This window comes from Caulobacter sp. UC70_42 (assembly GCF_044056025.1).
Classification (GTDB): domain Bacteria; phylum Pseudomonadota; class Alphaproteobacteria; order Caulobacterales; family Caulobacteraceae; genus Caulobacter.
On sequence record NZ_CP171994.1, the window covers coordinates 2,680,884 to 2,704,605 of the forward strand.

Sequence of the window (23,722 nt, forward strand, 5' to 3'; positions counted from 1 at the left end):
GGGTTATCGTCGGCCGAAAGAACGGCGTTTATGCAAGCGCCCTTGGGAGGCGTGATATGGACCTGATCAGCCAGACGGTAGTGGACGGCGTGGCGGGGCCCGGCGCGCCGCCGGCCTATCCGACGCTTGGCGGGGTCGATCTCGCCGACATCTTCCGCTTCACCAAGGGCCAGCCCTGGGCCGACTTCGCGCGCATGCGGACCGATGCGCCGGTGATGTGGCATCCGGAGCCGTTCGACGGCCCGGGCTTCTGGGCCCTGACGCGCTACGAGGACGTCCAGCGGGTCAATGGCGACCCGGAGACCTTCTCGTCACAGCGCGGCGGCATCCTGATGTCGATGGGCTCGCCCGAGAAGCGCCACGCCCTGCTGTTCCGGGCGTCGATGGACACCATGATCAATCTCGACGCGCCGCATCATCTGCAGCTGCGCCCGCGAGCACATGCCGTACTTCACCCCGGCCTATCTGCGCGGCCTGACCGAGCGGGTGCGAGCCGAGGTCACCCGGCTGTTGGACGCTATGGAGCCGCTGCTGGCCGATCGCGCCGAGATCGACATGGTCGAGCACTTCTCCTCGCACCTGCCGTTGTTCACCCTGTGTGAGATCCTCGGCGTGCCGCCGGAGGACCGGCCCCGCTTCCTGAAGTGGATGCACTATCTGGAGCGTGCTCAGGACCTGGCCGTCCAGAACGCCGCCGGGCCGCTGACGCCGACGCTTGAGCTGATGCAGTTCGTTCAGGACTTCAACAGCGGCGTCGAGGAGATGTTCGAGTACGGCCGCATGATGCTGAAGAGGCGTCGCGAAGACCCGAAGGAAGACCTGATGACCGCCATCGCGCGGGCCCAGGTCGATGGCGCCCTCCTGGCCGACGAATATCTCGACGGCTCGTGGCTGCTGATCGTGTTCGCCGGCAACGACACCACCCGCAACACCCTGTCGGGCGCGATGAAGCTGCTGACCGAGTTCCCGGACCAGAAGCGCAAGCTGATCGGCGATCCGTCCCTGCTGCCCGGCGCGGTCGACGAGTTCATCCGCATGGTCAGCCCGGTGATCTACATGCGCCGCACGGCCACCCGCGATGTCGAGGTCGACGGCCAACTGATCCGCGAGGGCGAGAAGGTCGTCATGTACTACGGCGCCGCCAACCGCGACCCGGCCATGTTCGAGAATCCTGACCAGCTGGACGTTACGCGCGCCAACGCGGCCAAGCACATCGCCTTCGGCTATGGGCCCCACACCTGCATCGGCAAGCGCGTGGCCCAGATCCAGCTGGAGGAGGCCTACCGCCAGATCCTGGCCCGTTTCCCAGATCTGGGCTGGACAGGGACCATCGAGATCGCGCCGAACAATTTCGTCCACGCCATCAGCAAGCTGGGCGTGAAGCGGGGCTAACCGGCTACCGGACCGCCGAGGGAATCCAGGCTTCCAGGGCCTTGGTGTCGCTGATGTCTCCCGTGAACGCGATGTCCGGGCTGTACGGCCCGATCATGGGCGGCGAGGAGACGGCGGCCTTCTGCATGGTGGTGAAGCGGCCCAGTCCCGAAGGCAGGTCGATCGCCCGCACCTCCATGTAGCGGGTCGGCGCGTTGGTGGCCGTCCCGACCTGGATCGCGCCTAGGCTCCTCAAGCGCTTGACCACCAGCGGGCAGGAGCTGAAGCAGGCCACGTCAGTGACCACGACCAGCTTGCCCGCGAACAGCGGATGGGCGGGAGGCGGCGCGCGCCGCTCGACCACTTCACAGCCGTCGACCGGACCTGTCAGGGGCTGGCCGGCGGCCAGGGCGGCGTCCATGCGCGCGGCTTCCATGCGCCAGGCGTCGGCGTCGTCGGCGAACTTGGCGGCGTAGAGGTCCAAGGTCTTGCGGTTGTCCGGCGAGGCCCGCCAGACGGGCGCGCAGGCGCGGCCGCTCCCGCCGCTACGAACCTGCTTCAGCGGGGCCTCGCCCAGGAGGATCTCGGCCAGGCGGTCGCCATAGAGCGAGTTGCCGCCGCCGTTGCCGCGCAGATCGATCACCACCAGCGGCGCGGTGCGAAGTTGCGCCTGCCGGGCCTTGGCCGCGTCCAGCACGGCAGGGGCGGAATCGTTCAGGGACTCCATCGCGATCCACCAGGCCTGGCCCACCTGGCGCACGCCGAAGCCGGCATGACCAAAGAACTTCCGCTCATCGCGGATCCGCTGCAGGTCGGCAGGCGTCGCGGGGCGGTAGGCCAGGGTGTGTTCCAGCATATGGCCCTCGGCCTGGAAGCGGCAGGTCCTGGGGCGGGAGATGAAGGGGTTGCCGTCGTCCAGTACGACCCAGATAGAGTTGATGGTCAGCTGGGCGTCGATGTCCGGGTCGGGCACGCGGTCGGCAGTGCGCTGGCGTAACAGCGCCGGGGCCGGGACGCCGTCGCAGTCCACGAGCTTCGCGCCGGCCGGCGGCGCCCGGGGCCGGTGATGGTCACCAGCAGGTCCTGGCCCTGGCGCGTGACGACGAAGCCCGGCCAGGCCTTCAGCTGGCCGCCGCCGGACTTCGCCCATGCGATGTGGTCGTCGCCGAGACCGGCTGCGAAATCCGCGCAGCACGGCGGCCATGCCGTCGGCGTCCTCGACCTTGTCCAGTCGCGCGGTCGCCTTCGCCAGGCTGGCGTCGAAGCGGGCGACAAAGTCCTTGTCGCCGATCGCCGGGACCATGGCCGGATGGTTGTCGCGGATCAGGCCGGCGGCCGAGGCGAGGTCGGCGCGCGTCAGCGCCTTCCAGTCCTGGGCAGCGGCCGTCGAACACGGCTCCGTCATCGCCAGGGCGATCGCCGCCAGCGCCCAAGCACCGAGACGTTTCATGAAGATCTCCCCTCGCGGCAACTTGCGGTCGTGAAAAGTTGTTTGCAAGGTTCTCTCGGTCATACGATCGTTTGAAGCGACGAGAGTCGATCCGCGAGCGACCAAAAGGCCAGGGAGGCCGCCATGTCCAATCCGACCTTTGAGACCCTGCTGTATGACGTTCGAGGACGGGATCGCGACGATCACCCTGAACCGTCCGGAGCGGATGAACGCCTTCACCGCCCGGATGATGAAGGACCTGCTGGAGGTGCTGGACGTCACCGACGCCGACGACGCGGTTAAGGTGGTGATCATGACCGGCGCTGGGCGGGCGTTCTGCGCCGGCGCGGATCTCGGCGCTGGCGGAGCCACCTTCGACCGCACCTCGCCCCAGGCGCTGGAGCGTGAAGAGGGCAAGGTCGGCGACATCTATCGCGACGGCGGCGGTCGCGTGACCCTGCGGATGTACGACAGCCTCAAGCCGATCATCGGCGCGATCAACGGCGCTGCGGTGGGCGTCGGCGTGACCATGCAGCTGCCGATGGACATTCGCCTGGCCTCGACCGAGGCCAAGTTCGGCTTCGTCTTCGCCCGCCGGGGCATCAATCCGGAAGCCGCCTCCAGCTGGTTCCTGCCGCGCCTGGTCGGACTGCAGACGGCGCTGGAGTGGTGCTACACCGGCCGCGTGTTCCCGGCGTCGGAAGCTCTGGAGAAGGGTCTCGTCCGCTCGCTGCACGCGCCCGAGGATCTGCTGCCCGCCGCCCGCGCCCTGGCGCGCGAAATCGCCGACAACACCGCCCCCGTCTCGGTCGCCCTGACCCGGCAGCTGCTGTGGCGCATGGCTGGCGCCTCGCATCCGATGGAGGCCCACAAGGCCGACAGCCGAGCGATCCAGTCGCGGGGTTCGTCCGGCGACGCCAAGGAGGGCGTGACCTCGTTCCTCGAAAAGCGCGCGCCGGTCTATCCCAACAAGGTCTCGACCGACCTGCCGGACATCTGGCCGGAATGGGAGGAGCCCCAGTTCCGCTAAGCGAGATCCGCCAAGCGCGTCTTGGTGAGTTTGTCGCGCCCTTCGCTCACCAGCCGTTAAGCACGATCTGATCTTGTCAATGCGATGAGCGAGCCCGCGTCCCTGTCGTCGTTTCCCGAGCCGGAGGCCCCGAGGGCCGCGCCGCGCTCGCGCACGGCCCTGCTGAAGCGGCTGGCCGACGTAGTCTGCCTGCCAACCAGCAGGATCAACGCCTTCGAGCGCTCGATGACCGCCGACCTGCTGGTCGAGATGCTGCGCGACGCCAATGTCGGCGAGCGCGAGAGGGTCGCGCGCCGCCTAGCCACGCTGGTCGAGATCCCGGGCGTGCTGGCCCGGCTGCTGATGCGCGACGAGCTGCCGGTGGCCCGCGCCCTGCTGGTCGAGGCCGAGAGGCTGTCGGACGCCGACCTGATCGCCTGCCTCTACCAGTCGACCACCGATCACCGCCGCCTGATCGCCAAGCGGCGCGGCGTCAGCGAAGTGGTGGCCGACGCGCTGATCGACATGGGCGAGGGGGCCGTCATCGAGACCCTGCTGCGCAATGAGCTGGTCAGGTTCAGCCACCAGGGCGTCGAGAACATCGTCGCCGCCACGCGCGACGCCCAGTACCTGATCCCGCTGCTGCTGCGCCGGCCGGAACTGCGGCCCAGCCACGCCTACGTCATGTTCTGGTGGGCCGACGCCGAGGCGCGCAAGACGATCCTCCAGCGCTTCGCGGTGTCGCGAGATTCTGCAGGAGGCGGTTGGCGACGTCTTCGCCCTGGCCTCGGCCGAAGGCTGGCAGGACCCGCTGTCGCGCAAGGCGCTGCAGTTCATCGAACGCCGCCAGCGCAACCGCGCCGCCATCGCCAAGAGCCCCTATGGCAGCCTGGACGAGGCAGTGGCGGCCGGCGAGGCGGGCATCACCCGCGAGATCGCCGAGGAGATTTCGTACCTCTCGGGCCTGAAGCCGATGACCGGCGCCAAGATCTTCACCGATCCGGGCGGGGAGCCGCTGGCCATTCTGTGTAAGGCCACCGGTCTGCCGCGCGCCTGTGTGCGCCAGCTGTGGCGCGGGCTGCGACGCCAGGAAATCGACGGCGGCGGTCAGGTCGATCAAGCCCTGGAGCGGGTGCTTACCGTCTATGACACCATCGCCGTCGACCGCGCCCAGACGGTGCTGCGCTACTGGAACTGGTCGCTGACCTCGGCCCTGACGCCGGCCCTGCTGAAGGCTATCCGCGACGGCGACGAAGCGGCTGTTGACGAATACTCGGCGCCGCAGCGCGCGGCGATGCTGGCTCTGTCCCGCGACTTCGGTCGTTAATTTCGGGATATCTTCGGTATCTCAATATGTTCGCTGGACGTCGTTCAGGAACTCAATATGCGGGACACAACCTCTGGCCGGTCATGTCCTTCTCACGAACACTGGAAGATTACGTACGATCTCTTTGTAGAGGCCGTATTGCCGGGCGCCTGCAATCTTTGTATGCAGCCCTCGACTGATCCAGGAATCAGCTGCATCAACAAAAAGATTGTCGACGGGCGAGGCTATGATGGAAGATCAATCCGACCTGATCGAGATGACCGCGGGCATCGTTTCGGCCTATGTCGGCAACAATGTGGTCGCCACGGCTGACCTTCCCGCGCTGATCCAGCAGGTTCACGCCGCCCTCGCCACCGTCGGTTCGCCGGCGGCCGAGCCCGCGCCCGCTCCGAAGGAGCCCGCGGTCGCCGTCAGGAAATCGATCACCCCGGACTTCCTGATCTGCCTGGAAGACGGCCGGAAGTTCAAATCGCTGAAGCGCCACCTGCGCACCAAGTACGACATGACCCCGGAAGAGTACCGGGCGAAGTGGAATCTGCCGAGGATTACCCGATGGTGGCGCCGAACTACGCCGAGGCGCGTTCGAACCTCGCCAAGCAGATGGGCCTGGGCCAGGGCGGCCGCAAACCCGCCCGCAAGACGAAATAGCCGAGTCGGAACAAAAAGCTTGGCCTTAGGGCCGCTCTGAAGATCGCAGCGCCCGTCGTCCGGATCCGGACGGCGGGCGTACTCGTTGGTGATTGACTCTCCGTGGGAATCTTGTCGCGCGACATGTTTTTCGCTTGCCGCCGATTCGTTCCTTAAGCGATAGTGAATCGAAGTGATTCCAAGGGCTTGTTAAGGACTCTGAAGATGTCCGCGCAACTGAGCGCATCCGCCACGGCGGCCCGCGCTCACCAGGAGATGTTCGCCTACTGGGCGTCCCTCCGTCGGGGGGCGAACCTCCCCGCGCGCGTCGACCTGCATCCCACGAGCATGAAGCGGCTGCTGCCGACGGTGTCGTTGATTGACGTCGTCAACCAGCCGCGCGACTACCGGCTGCGTCTGGCCGGCACCGGCCTCTACGGCGTCTATGGCCGCGAGATCACCGGCCGGATGATCGGCGACGTCTACAACAAGGACGCCTTCGACTATTGGCGCAGGGAGCTGGACAAGGTGGTCGACGAGCGCCGTCCCGGCGTCGGCGTCCACAGTCTGGCCTGGCGCGGCGCTCCGCACATGTCGATCCTGTGGCTGCGCCTGCCTCTGGCCAGCAACGGCAAGGACGTCGACATGATCCTCGGCTATGACGCCGTGGTCGGCGCGGCGTCCGAGGGCTTCTCGGGGATCCGGGCGGCCTGAGGCCTGGGTTTCGGCGGGGCCGGGGCGGTTAGCCGAGCCGAACCAGGTGGCGCAAGCCCTCCTCCATCTCCTCGATCACCCGTCCCACATGGGGATCCCGCCCCGATAGCCGGCCATAGGTCTCGGTGAGCGAACCGGCTTCGATCAGGTCCATCCCGAGGCGCTCGGCCGTCACGCGGATCGCGAAGAGCGCGGGCGCGAGGGCGCAGTCGGCGATCGTGAGGCGATCGCACAGGGCGTATCGCGGCCCTTTCAGCAGGCCATCAAGCATGGCGACGCCGTCCAGCAGGTCCTTGACGGCCCGACGGGCGTTGGCGTCTTCGACGCCAGGCCGGGCGAGAACCACCATCGGCGGCATCAGGTACAGGTCGACGTGCCGCACCAGGAGTCTGGCCATCGCCCGGTCGAAGGCGTCGACGGGCATCAGGGTCGGCGCTTCTGGAAACCGTTCCTCCAGATAGTCGAGCAGGACCGCCGACTCCCAGATCGGGCCGCGGTCGTCGAGCAGGACCGGGATGCGACCGGTCGGGCTGAGGTCCCGAAAGCGGCGGCTTTCGCGCCAGTCCGCCGGCGGCGGGACCAGGTCGATCGGCAGGCCCTTGGCGTAGATCGCGATGCGGACTCTGGCCGCGAAGGGCGATACCGGAAGGCTGATCAACTCCATGCGCGGGCTCCTATCAGCTTCGGCGATCAGAGGGTCTCACCCCTCCAAAAACGCCTCGACCTCGCGCCGGGACGGCATCGACGGCGCGGCGCCGGCCTTCTGCACCGAGAGGGCGGCGGCGGCGTTGGCCAGCTCGACGGCCTCGCGCAGGTCCATGCCCGAGGCCAGGGCCGCGCACAGGCTGCCACAGAAGCAGTCGCCGGCCCCGACGGTGTCGATGGCCTTCACCTTCTTGCCCTCGACCAGGAAGGCCTCGTCGCGGCGCACAGCGGCGACGCCGGTCGATCCCAGGGTGACGATGATCGTCTGGTCGGGCCGGCTCATCAGCTTGCGGGCCGCCACCGAGACCTCTTCCAGGCGCACCGGTTCGCGGTCCAGCTTGGCGTAGCTGGCCAGTTCGGTCTGGTTGACGATCAGGACATCGGTCAACGGGAACAGGGCCGCGCCCTGCGGCAGGGCCGGTGCGGCGTTCAGCACGCGCAGCGCGCCCTTGGCCGCGCCCAGGCGGAACAGGGCCTCGATGGCCACGGGCGGGGTCTCCAACTGGCAGAGCAGCACCCGCTGGCCCTCGATCGCCGTGGCGGCGACATGCTGGGCCGTGATCGTGGCGTTGGCGCCGGCGGTGACCACGATCATGTTCTCGGCGTTGTTGGCGACCCAGACGTGGGCCTGACCGGTCGGCACGCCATCCAACTCCATGACGTCGGCGACCTGCACGCCATAGCCGGCCAGCTTGGCCTTGAGGCCGACGCCGCTGTCGTCGCCGCCCACGGCGCCCATCAGCCGCGTGGGCACGCCCATGCGCGCGGCGGCGACCGCCTGGTTGGCGCCCTTGCCGCCGAGATAGAGTTCCAGGGAGGTGCCCGCCACGGTCTCGCCGGGTCTTGGCAGGTCATCGACCCGCGCCACGGCGTCCAGATTGATCGAGCCCAGGACAAAAACAGTCATGTCGTACGTCTTCTAGCTAAATGCGCCTAACCGCCGCCGCCCCGTTGGAAGCTCTCCACGAGACTGCCCGCCACGAGTCGCCAGCCGTCCACTAGCACGAAGAAGATCAGTTTGAAGGGGAGGCTGATGGTCGCCGGCGGCAGCATCATCATGCCCATGCTCATCAGCACGCTGGCCACCACCAGGTCGATGACCAGGAACGGGATGAACAGCAGGAAGCCAATCTCGAACGCGCGCTTCAGCTCCGAGATCATGAAGGCGGGGGTGACCACCTTCATTGGAAGGTCCTGCACGTTGTTGGTTTGCGGGACCTTCGACAGGCGGACGAACAGGGCCAGGTCCTCGCGGCCGACCTGCTTCAGCATGAACTGCTTCACCGGACCGCTGGCCTGGTCGAAGGCCTCGGGCAACTCGATCTGATGGTCCAGCAGCGGCTTGATGCCCGCGTCGTACGAGCGCTCGAAGGTCGGCCCCATGACGATGGCGGTCAGGAACAGGGCCAGGCTGATGATCACCGGGTTCGGCGGGCTCTGCTGGATGCCGATGGCCGTGCGCAGCAGACCCAGCACCACCACGATCCGCACGAACGAGGTGGTCATGATCACGATCGACGGGGCCAGGGACAGCACCGTCATCAGGCCGACCAGCTGAACGACCCGGTCGGTCAGGCCGGCCCCGGTGCCCAGGTTGATGTTCACAGCCGACTGGGCCATGGCCGCGGCCGGCATGACCCCGAAGGCGATGGCGGCCAGCACCGAGATGATCGCGGCGCGGCGGAGATCCTCCGGCCGGGCGCCCGTCACGGTCTTGATCAGGTCGCGGATCATCAGGCCACGGGCTCCGGGGTGGGGGCGGGGACTTCGACGACGGGGCGCGGTTGCGGAATCCAGTCCAGCAGCTTGCCATCGCCCAGCAGCACGAGGCGCTCCTCGCCGTCCAGGTTGACGATCACCAGGCGGCGCGTGGGGTCCAGGGCCAGGCTCTCGACGATCCTCAGGCGGCGGTCCTGGCGCGCGGCGATGGCGCGGCCGATGGCGTCCGGGCCGTACTTGCGCATCGCCCAGGCGGCCAGGCCGATCAGGCCCAGGGTCACGGCCAGGGCGGCGAGGGCGCGGATGAACTCGATGATGTCGATCATGGCCGCCCAAAAGCGAGACAACTTGGCGCAGGCGGAAGGCCTCGCTCATCCTGGTGTGCCTGAGGGTTCTTAATGCCGAATTAACCCTGTTTCTTCACCATGATCGCCATGGGTCCGGACGACATTCCTCTCTTCGGCATGCTCAAGAGCCGCCTCGGTTATCTGACCGAGCGCCAGAAGCTTGTCGCCCAGAACGTCGCCAACGCCGACACGCCCGGTTATCGCCCGCGCGATCTCAAGGCTTACAGCTTCCAGGCCTCGCTGATGAACCAGGGCTCGGGCGCGGTCTATCGCGGCGGGCGCGCGGCGCCGACCTCGGGCGTCCAGATGATGGCGACCTCGGCCGCCCACATGGCCCCGTCGAACGCGCCCAGCGCCTGGCGGTCGACGGCGGGCGTCGATTCGGAAGTCACCCTCGACGGCAACGCGGTGTCGCTCGAGGACCAGATGCTCAAGATGACCGACGCGCGGATGAACTACGACGCGGCGATCAGCTTCTACCAGAAGTCCATGAACATGCTGCGCCAGGCCGCGCGCAAGCCAAACGGCTAGGGGACTAGGCGATGCCCGAGATCAAATCCAATTCGCTGGCGACCATGGCCGTGGCCTCCTCGGCCCTTCGCGCCCAGCAGGGCCGCATGCGGGTCATCGCCGAGAACATAGCCAACGCCAACTCCACCGCGCGCACCGCCGGCGGCGATCCCTACCGCCGCCAGGTGCCGGTGTTCAAGCCGACCAAGGTCCAGGGCGCCGAGGGCGTGCAGATGCTGCGCGTCGATCCCGACCAGAGCGAGTTCAAGACCGAGTATGAACCCGGCAACCCGGCCGCCGACGCCAAGGGCTACGTCAAGCTACCCAACGTCAACACGCTGGTCGAGGCGCTGGACATGAAGGAGGCGCAGCGCGCCTACGAAGCCAACCTCAATGTGATCGAGACCGCGCGGTCGATGGAATCGCGCACCCTCGACATCCTCAAGAAGTAAGGGGCTAGGCCATGATCACCGCGCTCGCCGCCGCCAAGGCCTATGCTTCTCAAGGCGCCATGGGCGTCGGTTCGATCGGCTCGATCGGCGGCTCCGAGAAGAAGGGCATGGACTTCGGCGACATGCTGAAGTCGGCCATGGAAGGCGCGGCCAAGACCTCCAAGGTCGCCGAAACCAAGATCGCCGACCAGGTGGCCGGCAAGGCCGAGCTGGTCGACGTCGTCACCGCCATCAGCTCGGCCGAGGCCAGCCTGGAGACGGTGATGGCCGTGCGGGATCAGGTGATCTCAGCCTATCAGGAAATCATGCGGATGCCGATCTAAGGCGTCCGCCTCTTCATTCCGCCTCAAAAGAAGGGCCGCGTCCGGGGAGGACGCGGCCTAGTTTGTTTCGGGGGAGAAGATGGAAACGCTACGCTTACTGAACAAACTCAGAGGTGCAGGAACGCCTTGGCGACCGTGAACAGGCCGCCCCAGACGATGACGTTCAGCACCGAGGCCAGCAGAACCGCGAAACCCAGCGGCCACTGACGGCCAGACCCCTTGGCGGGCCGGCGGACAGGACGCGGATCGAACGGACGGGCTTGAGACGCAACGGTCATGACGGGCTCCTTAACCATGACCCCATGGTCGAGATTGACTCGGCCTTCGCGAACCGGGCGACCTGTCGCGCGCCGCCTTGTCGCACCCAGCCGTTGAGTCAACGCTTGGGAGGGGCGAAGGTTGATTCTCGCCGCCCGGAGCCCGCATGACCGAAGCCATCGTTCTCGATCAGGTCAGCAAGACGTACGGCGGGCGCGCGGTGCTGGCGCCGACCTCGCTGACGATCACCAAGGGCCGCTTCGTCGCCCTGGTCGGCGGCTCGGGCGCGGGCAAGACCACGCTGCTGAAACTGATGAACGGCCTGTCCGTCCCGAGCGCGGGCCGGGTGCTGCTGGACGGCGCGGACATCGCCGCCAAGCCGGGACCGGAACTGCGGCGCGGCATCGGCTACGTCTTTCAGGAGATCGGCCTTTTTCCCCACATGACCGTGGGCCAGAACATCGGCGTCACGCCCGAGCTGCTGGGCTGGCCGGCCGACGAGATCGCCGCGCGGACCGATGAACTCCTCGACCTGGTGGCCCTGCCGCGGGAGATCGCCGGCCGCGCGCCATCGCAGCTGTCGGGCGGCCAGCGCCAGCGGGTCGGCGTGGCGCGGGCGCTGGCCGCGCGGCCCGCGATCCTGCTGATGGACGAGCCGTTCGGGGCGCTGGATCCGGTGACCCGCGCGGCCCTGGCCGACGACGTCCGGGCGCTGCACGAGCGGCTGGGGCTGACCACGGTGATGGTCACTCACGACGTCGGCGAGGCCCTGCTGCTGGCCGATGAGGTGGTGGTGATGGCGAATGGCGAGGTGCTGGCTCAGTCCCCGCCGCGCGCCCTGCTGGCCGGCCATTCCGATCCCGTCGTCGCCCAGCTGATCGCCGCGCCGAGACGGCAGGCCGAGCGCTTGGCGGAGTTGGCCCGTGGCTGATCGTCTTTCCGCCGCCCTCGCCGTCCTGCCCGAGCGCCTGGGCTGGCATGTCGCCCTCTCTGCCTCGGCCCTGGTCCTTGGCCTGGCCATGGCCCTGCCGCTGGGGATCGCCGCCGCTCGCAGCCCGCGCCTGAAGTGGATTTCGCTGGCGACCGCCGGGCTGGTGCAGACCATTCCGAGCCTGGCCCTGCTGGCGCTGTTCTATCCGGTGCTCCTGCTGCTTTCGGGCCTGGCGACGAAGGTGCTGGGTCACGGCTTCCCGGCCCTGGGCTTCCTGCCCTCGCTGCTGGCCCTGACCCTCTATTCGATGCTGCCGATCCTGCGGAACGCGGCGGCGGGCGTCTCCGGCGTCGACCCGGCCGTGGTCGAGGCCGCGCGGGGCGTGGGCATGACCGACCGCCAGCGGCTGTGGCGAGTGGAACTGCCCCTGGCCGCGCCGGTGATCATGGCCGGGGTGCGCACAGCCGCCGTGTGGACGATCGGGGCGGCGACGCTCTCGACGCCCGTCGGCCAGACCTCGCTGGGCGATTACATCTTCTCAGGGCTCCAGACCGAGGACTGGGTGGCGGTGCTGGTCGGCTGCGCGGCTTCGGCGGGCCTGGCGCTGATCGTCGACGGCCTGCTGGGCCTGATCGAGGCCGGCGTGGCGCGACGCGACGGCCGGCGCCTGTGGGCCGGCGGCGCGGGCCTGGCGATCGGATTGCTGGCGGCGATCGCGCCCCTGGCCGGCGCGGCGCTGTCGCAAGGCCGGCCGGCCTATGTGATCGGGGCCAAGAACTTCTCCGAACAGTACATCCTGGCCGAGCTGATGGCCGGCAAGCTGGAGGCCCAGGGCGCCAGCGTCCAGCGCCGCGTGAACCTCGGTTCGGCCGTCGCCTACCGCGCCCTCGCCAGCGGCGAGATCGACGCCTATGTCGACTATTCCGGCACCCTGTGGGCCAATGTCCTGAACCGGACCGACAATCCGGGTCGCCAGGCGGTGCTGGAAGGCCTGCGCAAAGAGCTGAAGGCCCGCGACGGCGTCGTGCTGCTCAGCGCCCTGGGCTTCGAGAACGCCTACGCCCTGGCCATGCGCCGCGACCGCGCCGAGCAACTGGGCGTCAAGACCCTGGCCGAACTGGCGACCAAGGCGCCTGACCTCGTCATGGGCGGCGACCTGGAGTTCTTCTCGCGGCCGGAATGGGCGGCGGTGGTCAAGGCCTATGGCCTGAGCTTCAAGGCCAAGCGCCAGTTCCAGCCGACCTTCATGTATCGGGCGCTGGCGAGCCGCGAGGCCGACGTGATCTCGGCCTTCTCGTCGGACGGCCGGATCGCGGCCGACGACCTGGTGCTGCTGGGCGATCCGAAGGGCGCGCTGCCGCCGTATGACGCGGTGATCCTGGTCTCGCCGAAGCGGGTCGGGGATCGCCGGCTGCTGGACGCCCTGACGCCGCTAGGCGGCAGTATCGACGTCAAGGCGATGCAGGCGGCCAACTATGCGGTCGATCGGGACACCGGCAAGAAGAGCCCCGCCGAGGCGGCGGCGCAGCTGGTTCGTTAAAGGATCCCCGGCAGGTCGAGGCCCTTCTCCCGCGCGCAGTCGAGCGCGATGTCGTAGCCGGCGTCGGCATGGCGCATCACCCCGCTGGCCGGGTCGTTCCACAGCACCCGCGCGATCCGCTTGGCCGCCGCTTCGGTCCCGTCGCAAACGATCACCATCCCCGCGTGCTGCGAGAAGCCCATCCCGACCCCGCCGCCATGGTGCAGCGACACCCAGGTCGCGCCCGAGGCGGTGTTGAGCAGGGCGTTCAGCAGCGGCCAGTCCGACACCGCGTCCGAGCCGTCCTTCATCGCCTCGGTCTCGCGGTTGGGCGAGGCGACCGAGCCCGAAGTCCAGGTGGTCGCGGCCGATCACGATCGGGGCCTTCAGCTCGCCCGACGCGACCATCGCGTTGAAGGCCAGGCCAAGGCGGTGACGGTCGCCGAGACCGACCCAGCAGATCCGCGCCGGCAGGCCCTGGAACTTGATCTTCTGGCCGGCCATGTCGAGCCAGTTGTGCAGGTGCGGATTGTCCGGGATCAGTTCCTTGACCTTGGCGTCGGTCCTGGCGATGTCTTCCGGATCGCCCGACAGCGCCGCCCAGCGGAACGGCCCGACGCCCCGGCAGAACAGCGGCCGGATATAGGCCGGCACGAAGCCGGGGAAGTCGAAGGCGTTCTCGACCCCTTCCTCGAGCGCCATCTGGCGGATGTTGTTGCCGTAGTCGACGGTCGGGACGCCGGCGGCCTGGAAGTCAAGCATGGCCCGCACGTGCGTGGCCATCGAGGCGCGGGCGGCGCGGTTTACGCTCTGCGGATCGCGCGCCTTGGCGTCCGCCCATTGGTCCAAGGTCCAGCCGGCTGGCAGGTAGCCGTTGATCGGGTCATGGGCGCTGGTCTGGTCGGTCAGAAGGTCGGGGCGGACGCCGCGCTTGAACAGCACCGGCAGCAGCTCGGCGGCGTTGCCCAGCAGGCCGACCGAGATCGGGGATTTCGCGGCGCACGACTCCTCGATCCAGGCCAGGGCCTGGTCGACGCTGTCGGTGGACTTGTCGAGATAGCCGGTGCGCAGCCGCATATCGATCCGCGAGGGCTGGCACTCGATGGCGAGGCACGAAGCGCCGGCCATCACCGCCGCCAGGGGTTGCGCCCCGCCCATGCCGCCCAGGCCCGCCGTCAGCAGCCACTTGCCCGACAGATCGCCGCCATGGTGCTGGCGGCCCATTTCGACGAAGGTCTCATAGGTGCCCTGCACGATACCCTGGGCGCCGATATAGATCCACGAGCCGGCGGTCATCTGGCCGTACATGGCCAGACCCCGCTTATCGAGTTCGTTGAAGTGCTCCCAGGTCGCCCAGCGGGGCACCAGGTTGGAATTGGCGATCAGCACCCGGGGCGCGTCCGCATGGGTGCGAAACACCCCGACGGGCTTGCCGGACTGGACCAGCAGGGTCTGGTCGTCCTCGAGCCGGCGCAGGGTCTCGACGATCTTGTCGAAGCTCTCCCAGTCGCGGGCGGCGCGGCCGATGCCGCCATAGACGACCAGCTCCTCCGGCCGCTCGGCGACGTCGGGGTGCAGGTTGTTCATCAGCATCCGCAGCGGGGCTTCGGTGAGCCAGGACTTGGCGGTGAGCCCGGTCCCGGTGGCGGGGCGGATGATGCGGGTGTTGTCGCGGCGGGTCATGCTCGGTGGCTCCGGGCGAAGGTGAGGCAGGCGGAAAGGACGTCTTCCAGCGCCGCGCGCAGCGGCTCGGCGCGGTCGGCGTGGAACGGCGTGGGCCAGGTGTCTTCGGCGAGCTCGGCGGGTTCGTCCATGTAGCCCGGCAGGCCAGCTCCATCTGGATGGCGTGGACGCCGGTCGCTGGCTGGCCGTAGTGGCGCGTGGTCCAGCCGCCCTTGAAGCGGCCGTTGGAGACGCGCGAGCGTCCCGAGGCGTCGCAGGCGGCCTCGACGGCGGCGGTCAGGGCGTCGTCGCAGGAGGCGCCGCTGTTGGTTCCGAGATTGAACTGAGGCAGCTCGCCGTCGAACAGGCGCGGCACAAGCGAACGGATCGAGTGAGCCTCGTACAGCACCACGGTCGGATGAACCGCGCGCAGGCGGTCGATCTCGGCGCGCAGGGCGGCGTGATAAGGTTCGAAGTACATCGCCCGGCGACGGTCGATCTCGGCTGCGTCCGGGCCGCCATCACGCCACAGCGGCTCGCCGTCAAAGGTGGTGGTGGGACACAGCTCGGTCGTCGCCTGGCCCGGATAGAGCGAGGCGCCCGACGGGTCGCGATTGACGTCGATGACCGTCCGCGAGATCGCCGTCCGCACGACGGTCGCGCCCATCCCCTCGGCGAAGGCGTAGAGCCTATCGACCCACCAGTCGGCGTCCTTGCGGGCCAGCCAGGGCGAGACGAGATCGGCCTCGATGTCGGCGGGATCTCGGTCCCGGTGTGGGGGAGGGAGACGATGAGCGGCGCGTCGCCGCGAGCGACGTGGAGCCAGGTCACCCGCTAACCCCCGGCAGGTCGCCCGCCGCCGCGATCACCGCGCCGCTTCGCACCAAGGCATTCGCCGCCTCCAGGTCCGGGTGGAAATGGCGGTCGTCGGTGAGGTGCGGGACCTGATCGCGCGTCAACGCTCGCACCGCTTCCAGCGCCGGGCTCGACCGCAACGGGGCGTGGAAGTCGCAGCCCTGCGCCGCCGCCAGCAGCTCGATGCCCAGCACGGCGGTGGCGTTCTCGACCATGCCCAGCAGGCGCCGCGCGCCGTGGGCGGCCATCGAGACATGGTCTTCCTGGTTGGCCGAGGTGGGGATCGAGTCGACGCTGGCCGGATAGGCCTTCTGCTTGTTCTCCGAGACCAGGGCCGCGGCCGTGACCTGCGGGATCATGAAGCCGGAGTTCAGGCCCGGCTTGGGCGTCAGGAACGCCGGCAGGCCCGACAGCGCTGGGTCGACCAACATGGCGATGCGGCGCTCGGCGATCGAGCCGATCTCGCAGACCGCCAGGGCGATCATGTCGGCGGCGAAAGCCACCGGCTCGGCGTGGAAGTTGCCGCCCGACAGGGCCTCGTCCGCTTCCGGGAAAATGAGGGGGTTGTCCGAGACGCCGTTGGCCTCGGTCGCCAGCGTGGCGGCGGCCTGGCGCAGCACGTCCAGAGCCGCGCCCATCACCTGCGGCTGGCAGCGCAGGCAGTAGGGGTCCTGGACGCGCTCGTCCGCCTTCAGGTGCGAGGCGCGGATTTCCGAGGTCGCCATCAGGTCGCGCAGGGCGGCGGCGGTCTCGATCTGGCCGGCATGGCGGCGCAGGGCGTGGATACGCGGGTCGAACGGGGTGTCCGAGCCCTTGGCGGCTTCCGTCGACAGCGCGCCGGTGACCAGGGCCGACTGGAACAGCAGCTCGGCTTCGAACAGGCCCGCCAGGGCGTTGGCGGTCGAGAATTGGGTGCCGTTGAGCAGGGCCAGGCCTTCCTTGGGGCCCAGGGTGAGGGGCGACAAGCCCGCCTTTTTCAGCGCCTTGGCCGCCGGCTTGCGCTCGCCGTCGACGAAGATCTCGCCGACCCCGATCATGGTCGCGGCCATGTGCGCCAGCGGCGCCAGATCGCCCGAGGCGCCGACCGAGCCCTGGCACGGGATCACCGGCGTCAGGCCCTGGGCCAGCATCAGCTCCAGCATCCGCACGGTCTCGACCCGCACGCCCGAGGCGCCCTGCGCCAGGCTGGCCAGCTTCAGGGCCATCATGAGGCGGATCACCGGGACCGGCGAAGGCTCGCCGACGCCGGCAGCGTGTGACAGGACGATGTTGCGCTGCAGGGTCTCCAGGTCCGCGTCGCCGATGCGGACGCTGGCCAGTTTCCCGAAGCCGGTATTGATGCCGTAGACCGGCTCGCCCTTGGCCAGGATGCGTTCGACCGCCGCCGCGCTCTCCGCGATCACCGGCCAGGCCGTCTCCGCCAACCGCGCCGAGGCCCCGCGATAGATCGCTTTCCAGTCGGCCAGCGGCACGGCGCCGGGATTCAGAACAAGCTTGGTCACTGGCCTCTCCACACGCGCGCATGGAGCGGGTTGAAGCCCATGCGATAGACAAGTTCGGCGGGACGCTCGATGTCCCAGACGGCGAGATCGCAGGCCTTGCCGGCCTCCAGCGTCCCGCGGTCGCTCAGAAGGCCCAGCGCCCGCGCGGCTTCGCGCGTGACGCCAGCCAGGCACTCCTCGACGGTCATCCGGAAGAGGGTGGCGGCCATGTTCATGACCAGCAACGGCGAGGTGAGTGGCGAGGTGCCGGGATTGCAGTCCGTGGCCAGGGCCATCGGCACGCCCGCTTCCCGAAGGGCCGCGATCGGCGGGACGCGGGTCTCGCGCGTGAAGTAGTAGGCGCAGGGCAGCAGGGTGGCGACCGTGCCGGAGGCGGCCATGGCGGCGACCCCGGGGGCGTCGAGATGCTCCAGGTGGTCGGCCGACAGCGCACCGAACTCGGCGGCCAAGGCGGCGCCGTTGAGGTTCGACAGCTGCTCGGCGTGCAGCTTGACCGGCAGGCCATGGGCCTTGGCCGCTTCGAACACGCGGCGGATCTGGTCGGGTGAAAAGCCGATGCCCTCGCAGAAGCCGTCGACCGCGTCGGCCAGGCCCCGGGCGGCGATGGCGGGGATCATCTTCTCGCAGACCAGGGCGACATAGCCGTCCTTGTCGTCGCGGTATTCCGGCGGCAGGGCGTGGGCGCCCAGAAAGGTGGTGCTGACGCCGACGCGCCGGATGTCGGCCAGGGTGCGGGCGGCGCGCAGGCTCTTGATCTCGTCGTCGAGGGAGAGGCCGTAGCCGGACTTGATCTCGACCGTGGTGACGCCCTCGGCGATCAGGGCGTCCAGGCGGGGCAGGGCGGCGGCGACCAGTTCGCTCTCGGAGGCCGCGCGGGTGGCGCGCATGGTCGAGACGATGCCGCCGCCCGCGCGGGCGATCTCTTCGTATGAGGCGCCGGCCAGGCGCAGCTCGAACTCGTGGCCGCGGTCGCCGGCGAAGACCAGATGGGTGTGGGGATCGATCAGGCCGGGGGTGATCCAGCGCTCGTCGACATCGATGGTTTCGGTTGTTTCGAAGGCTGGCGCATCGTCCGCCGGGCCGGCATAGGCGATGCGCCCGTCCAGGCTGGCGACGACGCCGTCCTCGACGATCCCAAGGCCTTCGCGATCCGGGGCCAGGGTCGCGAGACGGGCGTTGATCCACACCCGATCACAGCGCATGAGCCTGCCTCCGCCAACGCGGACCGTGTCTTGCGGGCCGCTTCAATATGTATAGACATATTTGCGAACGATGAGGCTTGTCCAGTGACCGACGCGCACATTTCCGAGTCTTCCACGGTGGTCTGGTGCGAGAGCGCCCTGCTGGCGGACGGCTGGGCGCGGGGTGTGAAGTTCACCATCACCGATGGCCGTATCGCCCGTATCGACACCGATACGTCGGCGGGCGACGCTGTCCGTCTCGGCCCCGCCTTGCCGGGCCTGGCCAATGTCCACAGCCACGCCTTCCAGCGCGCCATGGCGGGTCTGGCCGAGACGCGCGGCGACACCGGCGACACCTTCTGGACCTGGCGCGAGGTCATGTACCGCTTCCTGGAGCGGCTGGATCCCGACATGGCCCAGGCCATCGCCGCCATGGGTCAGGTCGAGATGCTGGAGGGCGGTTTCACGCGGGTGGGCGAGTTCCACTACCTGCACCACGCGCCCGACGGCGGCGCTTACGACAACCCGGCCGAGATGGCCGCGCGTATGGCGGCGGCGGCCGAGGAGACCGGCATCGGCCTGACCCTGCTGCCGGTGTTCTACGCGCACAGCAACTTCGGCGGCCTGCCGCCGACCGAAGGCCAGAAGCGCTTCATTCACGACCTCGACGGCTTCGCGCGGCTGGTCGAGGCCTGTCGCGCGATCGTGGCGGACTTGCCCGAGGCGGTGGTCGGCGTCGCCCCGCACAGCCTGCGCGCGGTTACGGCCGAGGAGCTGGACGCTATCGTCCCGCTGGCCGCCGGCGGCCCGATCCACATGCACGTCGCCGAGCAGACCAAGGAGGTCGACGACTGCCTGGCCGCGACCGGCCAGCGTCCCGTCCGCTGGCTGATGAACCACACCGAGGTGGGCAAGCAGTGGTGCCTGATCCACGCCACTCACATCAACGCCACCGAGACCGAGCGCCTGGCCAAGAGCGGCGCGACCGCCGGCCTGTGCCCGGTGACCGAGGCCAATCTGGGCGACGGGATCTTTCCGACGCCGGACTACCTGGCCGCTGGCGGAAGTTTCGGAATCGGGACCGACTCCAACATCGTGATCGACGCCGCCCAGGAGTTGCGGACCTTGGAATACGCCCAGCGCCTGACCCGCCGGGCCCGCAACGTGCTGGCCGGCGGTCCGCGCCGTTCCACCGGCGGCGACCTGTGGCGCGCGGCGACGCTGGGCGGGGCCCAAGCCCTGGGTGTCGGACGCGGTGGTCTGCGGCGCGGCGCGGCGGCTGACTTCATCACCCTCGACGCCAACCATCCGAACATCGTCGGCCGCTCGGGCGACACGCTGATCGACAGCCTGGTCTTCGTTGGCGGCGGGATCGACACCGTCTGGCGGCACGGCAAGCGACTTGTCTCGGGCGGCCGCCACCACGCCCGCGAGGCGATCACAGCGCGCTACGTCCAGACCCTGAAGGCCCTGCTGGCGTGACGGGACCGCTGCACCAGCGCATCCGCTCGGACATCGAGGCGCGCATCCGCTCCGGCGAATGGGCCCCCGGCCATCGCGCGCCGACCGAGGCCGAGCTGCTGGCCGAGTACGGCTGCTCGCGGATGACGGTGAACAAGGCCATGACCGCCCTGGTCGAGGCCGGGCTGATCGTGCGCCGCAAACGCGCCGGCTCGTTCGTGGCCCGACCCAAGGTTCACGCGCCGGTGCTGAACATCCCCGACATCCAGTCCGAGATCGTCGCGCGCGGCGAGACCTACGCGTTCCGCCTGCTGGCCCGGGCGGTGCGGACGGCCGACCGCGACGCCCCCGAGGAAGTCGAGCTGGCGGCCGGCGGCAAGCTTCTGGCGCTGGAGGGGGTCCACGACGCCGGCGGCCGGCCGTTCGCCCTGGAGCGGCGGCTGGTCTCCCTGAAGGCCGCACCGGAGATGGAAGCCGCCGACTTTACACGGGTCCCGCCCGGCGCCTGGCTGCTCGAACACGTCGCCTGGACCGAGGCCGAGAGCCGCATCAGCGCGGTCAACGCCGACGCCGACGACGCCCGCCTGCTGGCCCTGGACGAGGGCGCGGCCTGCCTCGTCGTCGACCGCCGCACCTGGCGCGAGGGCCAGCACGTCACTCGCGTACGCCAGGTCTTCCCGGGCGAGGCCTACGATCTGGTGGCGCGGTTCGGGCCTGGCGCCTGACGCCGAGTCCGGCTTACCTCCCATGCCAAATCGGAGGACGCCCATGGACCTGCACGCGATCGCCATCCCGACCTACGCCCACATGCTGAAAGGCCTGTCGGCCCAGCTGTCCAAGGGCGAGGCTCACGCCGCCGAGCACGGCCTGGCGCCGGAGAGCCTGATCGGGGCGCGGCTGGCGGCGGACATGTTTCCGCTGTCGACCCAGGTCCGTTTCGTCTGCGTCCAGGCCAGCGACCTGCTGCGTCACCTGACGGGCGCGGAGTCGTTCGCTCCGGCCGAGGACGCGACCGACTTCGCCGGCCTGCGGGCGCAACTCGCCGACGCCGTGGCGCGGATCGAGGCGACCCCGGCCTCGGCCTTCGACGGCGCGGCCGAAAAGCCGATCGAACTGAAGATGCCCAACGGTATCGTCTTCGACCTGACCGGCGAGCAGTTCCTGCGCGACTGGGCCCTGGCCCAGTTCTATTTTCACGTCACGACCGCCTACGCGATCCTGCGCAACCAGGGCGTCCCGCTGGGCAAGCCCGACTGGGTGCCGCACATGTTCGCCTATATCCGTCCCGGCACGCTGCCTGGAGGTTGAGTCCTTCTGGCTACCCCCCGTTCGGGGGATGTCGGTCCCGGGCGCCGGAAACGTAGAACGGCGTTCGGGGACCGAGTGTGGCGCGTGGTGCGGCGAGGGTCCCCGAGGGATCCGTCATGGCCGAACCGACACTTCGCGATTTCCAATTCCTGATCCAGCTGGTCGACAGCGGCTTCATCCAGGCGACCTTCAAGTTCGTCGACCTGAGGCCGCTTCTGAAGAGCGTTGGGGTGCTGACGCCGGAGGTCGACGCCGCCCTGGCCTTGGTCGAAGCCAATCCGGCCCTGATCAATCTCGGGATCCAGACTTTCAAGGAGGCTCTGAGCAAATATCCCCTGGATACGCCGCTCAGCGTGGCCTTCGGCTCTGGGACGGGCGGCACCGGCACGGTCGCCAATCCGATCGTGCTGACCGAGGCTCAGATCCAGGACGCCTACAAGGCCCTGGCCGGCATCTCGGCCAGCTCGTCCAAAGCGCTTTCGGAATATCTGAGCGGCCCGAACGGCGAGAAGGTGGCCAACGCCTTCTACGCCGAGATGAAGGAGCTGGCGCAGCTGCAAGCCGACGTGATCGCCAACAAGATCACCAAGGCGGTCTTCATCGACAAGCTGGTCGGCTACTCGGTCGACACCTCGGCCTTGGCGCTGCAGGCGATGAATTTCTTCACCGGCAAGACGCCCAGCCAGACGGCGCTGAACGACCTGATCGACAGCGCCACCAACACCACCGACCTGACCGACTACGCCTACGCCATCTACAACACCGGCAACAAATATATCGAGTTCGCGGTCAACCAGGCGATGAGCGGCGCGGGCGCGGCGGCTTTCAAGACCGCCTATGACAGCCTGTCGTTCCGCGACGCGGTGGTGAAGGCCTATGACGCCATCATCGGCAACGCCAAGGCCGGGGCGGCGGGGATCAACGTCGCGGCGGCCGTCGACTACATCGTCTCGCAGCAGAACTACTTCACCGCCTATGGCCACGACGCCCTGGGGGCCAAGGCCGCCATGGCCGGCTTCGTGATGTACGCCGGCATGAACGCCGGCGTTGGGTCCTATGCCGAGGCGACCAAGGCCTTCCTGACCGACGCCTATGACGGCAAGGCCAGCTATGGCGGCGCTCTCGTGGCGGCCAAGGCGCCGGCCGAGGCGAGCATCCCGGCCTCGATCGACACGGTGGCCCTGATCGCCCAGCCGGCCGACCACCACGACGCCGGGGCCTTCGTCTAGGCGACTTCGTCTAGGGGGCTTGGTCTAGTCGGGCATCGTCTCGAAGACCGTCAGGCCTTCCGGCGGGATCACCCAGTCCGGACGGTCGCGGTTGAAAAGGACCATGGACGGCTTGAACAGGTTCGGGTCGTCCAGGCTGCCGGCGTAGATCGTGTGGCTGTCGCTCAGCCCATGCTCGCCGCCGAAGACGAGGCCCCCGCAAGTGGGGCACGAATTGCGGGTGGCCTCTCCCCCTCGGAAGGCCCGGCTGCGGTACTGTCGCGCCGGGCCTTTTATGGTCAGGGCCGACGCCGAAAATCCCATGAACGGGATGAAGCCCCCGCCCGACGCCTTGCGGCAGTCGGCGCAGCAGCACAGGCCCATGAAGTCCGGCGCGCGATCGGCCTCCCAGCGCAGAGCGCCGCACAGGCAGCCGCCTTTGAAAATGGTCTCGACCATGGCGGGAGAGTGAAGCTGGTGCGTCGCGGCGGCAAGCCCGTATGGAACCCACGGAATGCGCTTCATCCTCGTGGCGGGGCCGGGTCTGGCGCATGTCGGGCTCCAGCCCGAGGCCCGCGGCGACCCGACGACCTTCACATCGCTGACATGGGGCGGGCCTAAAGCGGCGGCGCGACGGCCGACGGGACTCTCCCATGTCATACTTGCGCGACCTGGACCGCTGGTTCATCGAGGAGGTCTTGCCGCACGAGCCAGCCTATTTGGCGCATGCGCGACGGCTCTGTGGGGACGCCGATGATGCGGCCGACCTTGTTCAAGACGCCTACGCCAAGCTGTTTGGACTGGAGACTTGGCGCGATCTGGCCAGTCCCAAGGCCTATACGCTCGCCATGATCCGCAACCTCGCCATCCAGAAGATGCGGCGAGCACGGGTGGTCAGCATACGTCAGATCGCTGGTCTCGACGCCGCGGATCTGGCCGACGAGACGCCGAACGCCCAGAGCCAGACCATCGCGCGCGAGCAGCTGCGCCGCCTGCTGAAGGCCGTGGAACGGCTGCCCGATCGCTGTCGCCAAGTCGTCGTCATGCGTCGCTTCGAGGAGCTGTCGCCGCAAGAGATCGCCCGCCGCCTGGGTCTGAGCCTCTCGACCCTTGAGAAGCGTCTGGCGCGGGGCATGTTTCTGCTGTCTCAGGCGATGGACGCGGACGCGCGCTCCACGGTCGGACCGCCCGCGGCGGCCTCGAAAAGCGGGCCTCGTCGGCGCACCAACGGCGAATAGGCGGGATCAGACACGCAAAGTGGAGGTGCGTCGCGGTTCGAGCGTCTCTAGGGTGAAACCGCGATC

General features: G+C 68.8%; 20 protein-coding genes and 6 pseudogenes. 15 read left to right on the forward strand and 11 right to left on the reverse strand.

What is annotated here, in order from left to right; genetic code table 11:
• The first annotated feature begins 56 nt into the window (after positions 1 to 56).
• Positions 57 to 1,392 (forward strand): annotated as a pseudogene (locus tag ACHMW8_RS13520) (cytochrome P450).
• A gap of 4 nt (positions 1,393 to 1,396) precedes the next feature.
• On the opposite strand, the gene ACHMW8_RS13525 reads toward ACHMW8_RS13520, so the two are convergent.
• Positions 1,397 to 2,821, reverse strand: coding sequence for a S41 family peptidase (locus tag ACHMW8_RS13525; RefSeq protein ID WP_395445818.1), 1,425 nt, complete (start codon positions 2,819 to 2,821; stop codon positions 1,397 to 1,399).
• Positions 2,822 to 2,944: 123 nt separating this feature from the next.
• Between ACHMW8_RS13525 and ACHMW8_RS13530 the strand changes: the two are divergent.
• From ACHMW8_RS13530 to ACHMW8_RS13545, 4 genes and pseudogenes are all read left to right on the forward strand, one after another.
• A pseudogene (locus tag ACHMW8_RS13530) lies at positions 2,945 to 3,830 on the forward strand (crotonase/enoyl-CoA hydratase family protein).
• Positions 3,831 to 4,172: 342 nt separating this feature from the next.
• A pseudogene (locus tag ACHMW8_RS13535) lies at positions 4,173 to 5,136 on the forward strand (DUF2336 domain-containing protein).
• A 229-nt stretch (positions 5,137 to 5,365) separates the two neighbouring features.
• Positions 5,366 to 5,784, forward strand: a pseudogene (locus tag ACHMW8_RS13540) (MucR family transcriptional regulator).
• A gap of 198 nt (positions 5,785 to 5,982) precedes the next feature.
• Positions 5,983 to 6,477, forward strand: a complete 495-nt coding sequence (locus tag ACHMW8_RS13545) for a PAS domain-containing protein (RefSeq protein WP_125156621.1) — start codon at positions 5,983 to 5,985, stop codon at positions 6,475 to 6,477.
• Positions 6,478 to 6,505: 28 nt separating this feature from the next.
• Here ACHMW8_RS13545 and ACHMW8_RS13550 read toward each other — a convergent pair whose 3' ends face one another.
• Genes ACHMW8_RS13550 through ACHMW8_RS13565 form a run of 4 tightly spaced genes read right to left on the reverse strand, consistent with a single transcriptional unit; the run spans position 6,506 to position 9,224 of the window.
• A complete protein-coding gene (locus tag ACHMW8_RS13550; protein WP_395445819.1) occupies positions 6,506 to 7,141 on the reverse strand; it encodes a glutathione S-transferase family protein in 636 nt (211 codons plus the stop codon).
• Between the two features lie 36 nt (positions 7,142 to 7,177).
• Positions 7,178 to 8,089, reverse strand: coding sequence for a ribokinase (locus tag ACHMW8_RS13555; RefSeq protein ID WP_125156087.1), 912 nt, complete (start codon positions 8,087 to 8,089; stop codon positions 7,178 to 7,180).
• Between the two features lie 26 nt (positions 8,090 to 8,115).
• Complete coding sequence (gene fliP / locus ACHMW8_RS13560; RefSeq protein ID WP_125156088.1) at positions 8,116 to 8,916, reverse strand: flagellar type III secretion system pore protein FliP; 801 nt, start codon at positions 8,914 to 8,916, stop codon at positions 8,116 to 8,118.
• Positions 8,916 to 9,224, reverse strand: coding sequence for a flagellar biosynthetic protein FliO (locus tag ACHMW8_RS13565; protein WP_125156622.1), 309 nt, complete (start codon positions 9,222 to 9,224; stop codon positions 8,916 to 8,918). The genes fliP and ACHMW8_RS13565 overlap by 1 nt, the downstream gene beginning before the upstream one ends.
• Positions 9,225 to 9,335: 111 nt before the next feature.
• Here ACHMW8_RS13565 and flgB point away from each other — a divergent pair, with 111 nt between their 5' ends.
• Genes flgB through fliE form a run of 3 tightly spaced genes read left to right on the forward strand, consistent with a single transcriptional unit; the run spans position 9,336 to position 10,533 of the window.
• Complete coding sequence (flgB, locus tag ACHMW8_RS13570; RefSeq protein WP_125156623.1) at positions 9,336 to 9,779, forward strand: flagellar basal body rod protein FlgB; 444 nt, start codon at positions 9,336 to 9,338, stop codon at positions 9,777 to 9,779.
• An 11-nt stretch (positions 9,780 to 9,790) separates the two neighbouring features.
• Positions 9,791 to 10,210 carry a flagellar basal body rod protein FlgC gene (gene flgC, locus ACHMW8_RS13575; RefSeq protein ID WP_099580657.1) on the forward strand — a complete coding sequence of 140 codons (420 nt, stop codon included), beginning with the start codon at positions 9,791 to 9,793 and terminating at the stop codon, positions 10,208 to 10,210.
• Positions 10,211 to 10,221: 11 nt separating this feature from the next.
• The gene (fliE, locus tag ACHMW8_RS13580) at positions 10,222 to 10,533 is read left to right on the forward strand and encodes a flagellar hook-basal body complex protein FliE (RefSeq protein ID WP_125156089.1); all 312 of its coding nucleotides are present in this window, start codon (positions 10,222 to 10,224) and stop codon (positions 10,531 to 10,533) included.
• A 107-nt stretch (positions 10,534 to 10,640) separates the two neighbouring features.
• On the opposite strand, the gene ACHMW8_RS13585 is transcribed toward fliE, so the two are convergent.
• A complete protein-coding gene (locus ACHMW8_RS13585; protein WP_199743397.1) occupies positions 10,641 to 10,811 on the reverse strand; it encodes a hypothetical protein in 171 nt (56 codons plus the stop codon).
• Between the two features lie 146 nt (positions 10,812 to 10,957).
• Here ACHMW8_RS13585 and ACHMW8_RS13590 point away from each other — a divergent pair, with 146 nt between their 5' ends.
• Complete coding sequence (locus ACHMW8_RS13590; RefSeq protein ID WP_395445820.1) at positions 10,958 to 11,722, forward strand: ATP-binding cassette domain-containing protein; 765 nt, start codon at positions 10,958 to 10,960, stop codon at positions 11,720 to 11,722.
• Positions 11,715 to 13,262 (forward strand): ABC transporter permease/substrate-binding protein, encoded by a 1,548-nt coding sequence (locus ACHMW8_RS13595; protein WP_395445821.1) that lies wholly within the window; start codon positions 11,715 to 11,717, stop codon positions 13,260 to 13,262. The genes ACHMW8_RS13590 and ACHMW8_RS13595 overlap by 8 nt, the downstream gene beginning before the upstream one ends.
• On the opposite strand, the pseudogene hutU reads toward ACHMW8_RS13595, so the two are convergent.
• The 4 genes and pseudogenes from hutU to hutI all read right to left on the reverse strand — a co-directional run bounded on the left by hutU (position 13,259) and on the right by hutI (position 18,462).
• Positions 13,259 to 14,924 (reverse strand): annotated as a pseudogene (gene hutU, locus ACHMW8_RS13600) (urocanate hydratase). The gene ACHMW8_RS13595 and the pseudogene hutU sit on opposite strands and share 4 nt — an antisense overlap.
• Positions 14,921 to 15,734: pseudogene (gene hutG, locus ACHMW8_RS13605) on the reverse strand (N-formylglutamate deformylase). Before hutG ends, hutU begins: the two co-directional pseudogenes overlap by 4 nt.
• Positions 15,731 to 17,272: a histidine ammonia-lyase gene (hutH, locus tag ACHMW8_RS13610; protein WP_395445822.1), complete on the reverse strand. Its 1,542-nt coding sequence runs from the start codon at positions 17,270 to 17,272 to the stop codon at positions 15,731 to 15,733. Before hutH ends, hutG begins: the two are co-directional and overlap by 4 nt.
• Positions 17,257 to 18,462 (reverse strand): imidazolonepropionase, encoded by a 1,206-nt coding sequence (hutI, locus tag ACHMW8_RS13615; protein ID WP_395445823.1) that lies wholly within the window; start codon positions 18,460 to 18,462, stop codon positions 17,257 to 17,259. The genes hutH and hutI overlap by 16 nt, the downstream gene beginning before the upstream one ends.
• 84 nt (positions 18,463 to 18,546) lie before the next feature.
• Between hutI and ACHMW8_RS13620 the strand changes: the two genes are divergently transcribed.
• The 4 genes from ACHMW8_RS13620 (at position 18,547) to ACHMW8_RS13635 (ending at position 22,439) form a co-directional block, all read left to right on the forward strand.
• A complete protein-coding gene (locus ACHMW8_RS13620; protein WP_395445824.1) occupies positions 18,547 to 19,923 on the forward strand; it encodes a formimidoylglutamate deiminase in 1,377 nt (458 codons plus the stop codon).
• Positions 19,920 to 20,627: a histidine utilization repressor gene (hutC, locus tag ACHMW8_RS13625; RefSeq protein ID WP_395445825.1), complete on the forward strand. Its 708-nt coding sequence runs from the start codon at positions 19,920 to 19,922 to the stop codon at positions 20,625 to 20,627. Before ACHMW8_RS13620 ends, hutC begins: the two co-directional genes overlap by 4 nt.
• A gap of 43 nt (positions 20,628 to 20,670) precedes the next feature.
• Positions 20,671 to 21,210: a DUF1993 family protein gene (locus tag ACHMW8_RS13630; RefSeq protein WP_395445826.1), complete on the forward strand. Its 540-nt coding sequence runs from the start codon at positions 20,671 to 20,673 to the stop codon at positions 21,208 to 21,210.
• 116 nt (positions 21,211 to 21,326) lie between these two features.
• A complete protein-coding gene (locus ACHMW8_RS13635) occupies positions 21,327 to 22,439 on the forward strand; it encodes a hypothetical protein (protein WP_125156100.1) in 1,113 nt (370 codons plus the stop codon).
• A gap of 24 nt (positions 22,440 to 22,463) precedes the next feature.
• On the opposite strand, the gene ACHMW8_RS13640 is transcribed toward ACHMW8_RS13635, so the two are convergent.
• On the reverse strand, positions 22,464 to 22,877 hold the full coding sequence (locus tag ACHMW8_RS13640) for a GFA family protein (protein WP_125156101.1): 414 nt from the start codon (positions 22,875 to 22,877) through the stop codon (positions 22,464 to 22,466).
• A 194-nt stretch (positions 22,878 to 23,071) separates the two neighbouring features.
• On the opposite strand from ACHMW8_RS13640, the gene ACHMW8_RS13645 reads away from it, so the two are divergent.
• Complete coding sequence (locus tag ACHMW8_RS13645; protein WP_395445827.1) at positions 23,072 to 23,656, forward strand: RNA polymerase sigma factor; 585 nt, start codon at positions 23,072 to 23,074, stop codon at positions 23,654 to 23,656.
• The last annotated feature ends 66 nt before the right edge of the window (positions 23,657 to 23,722 follow it).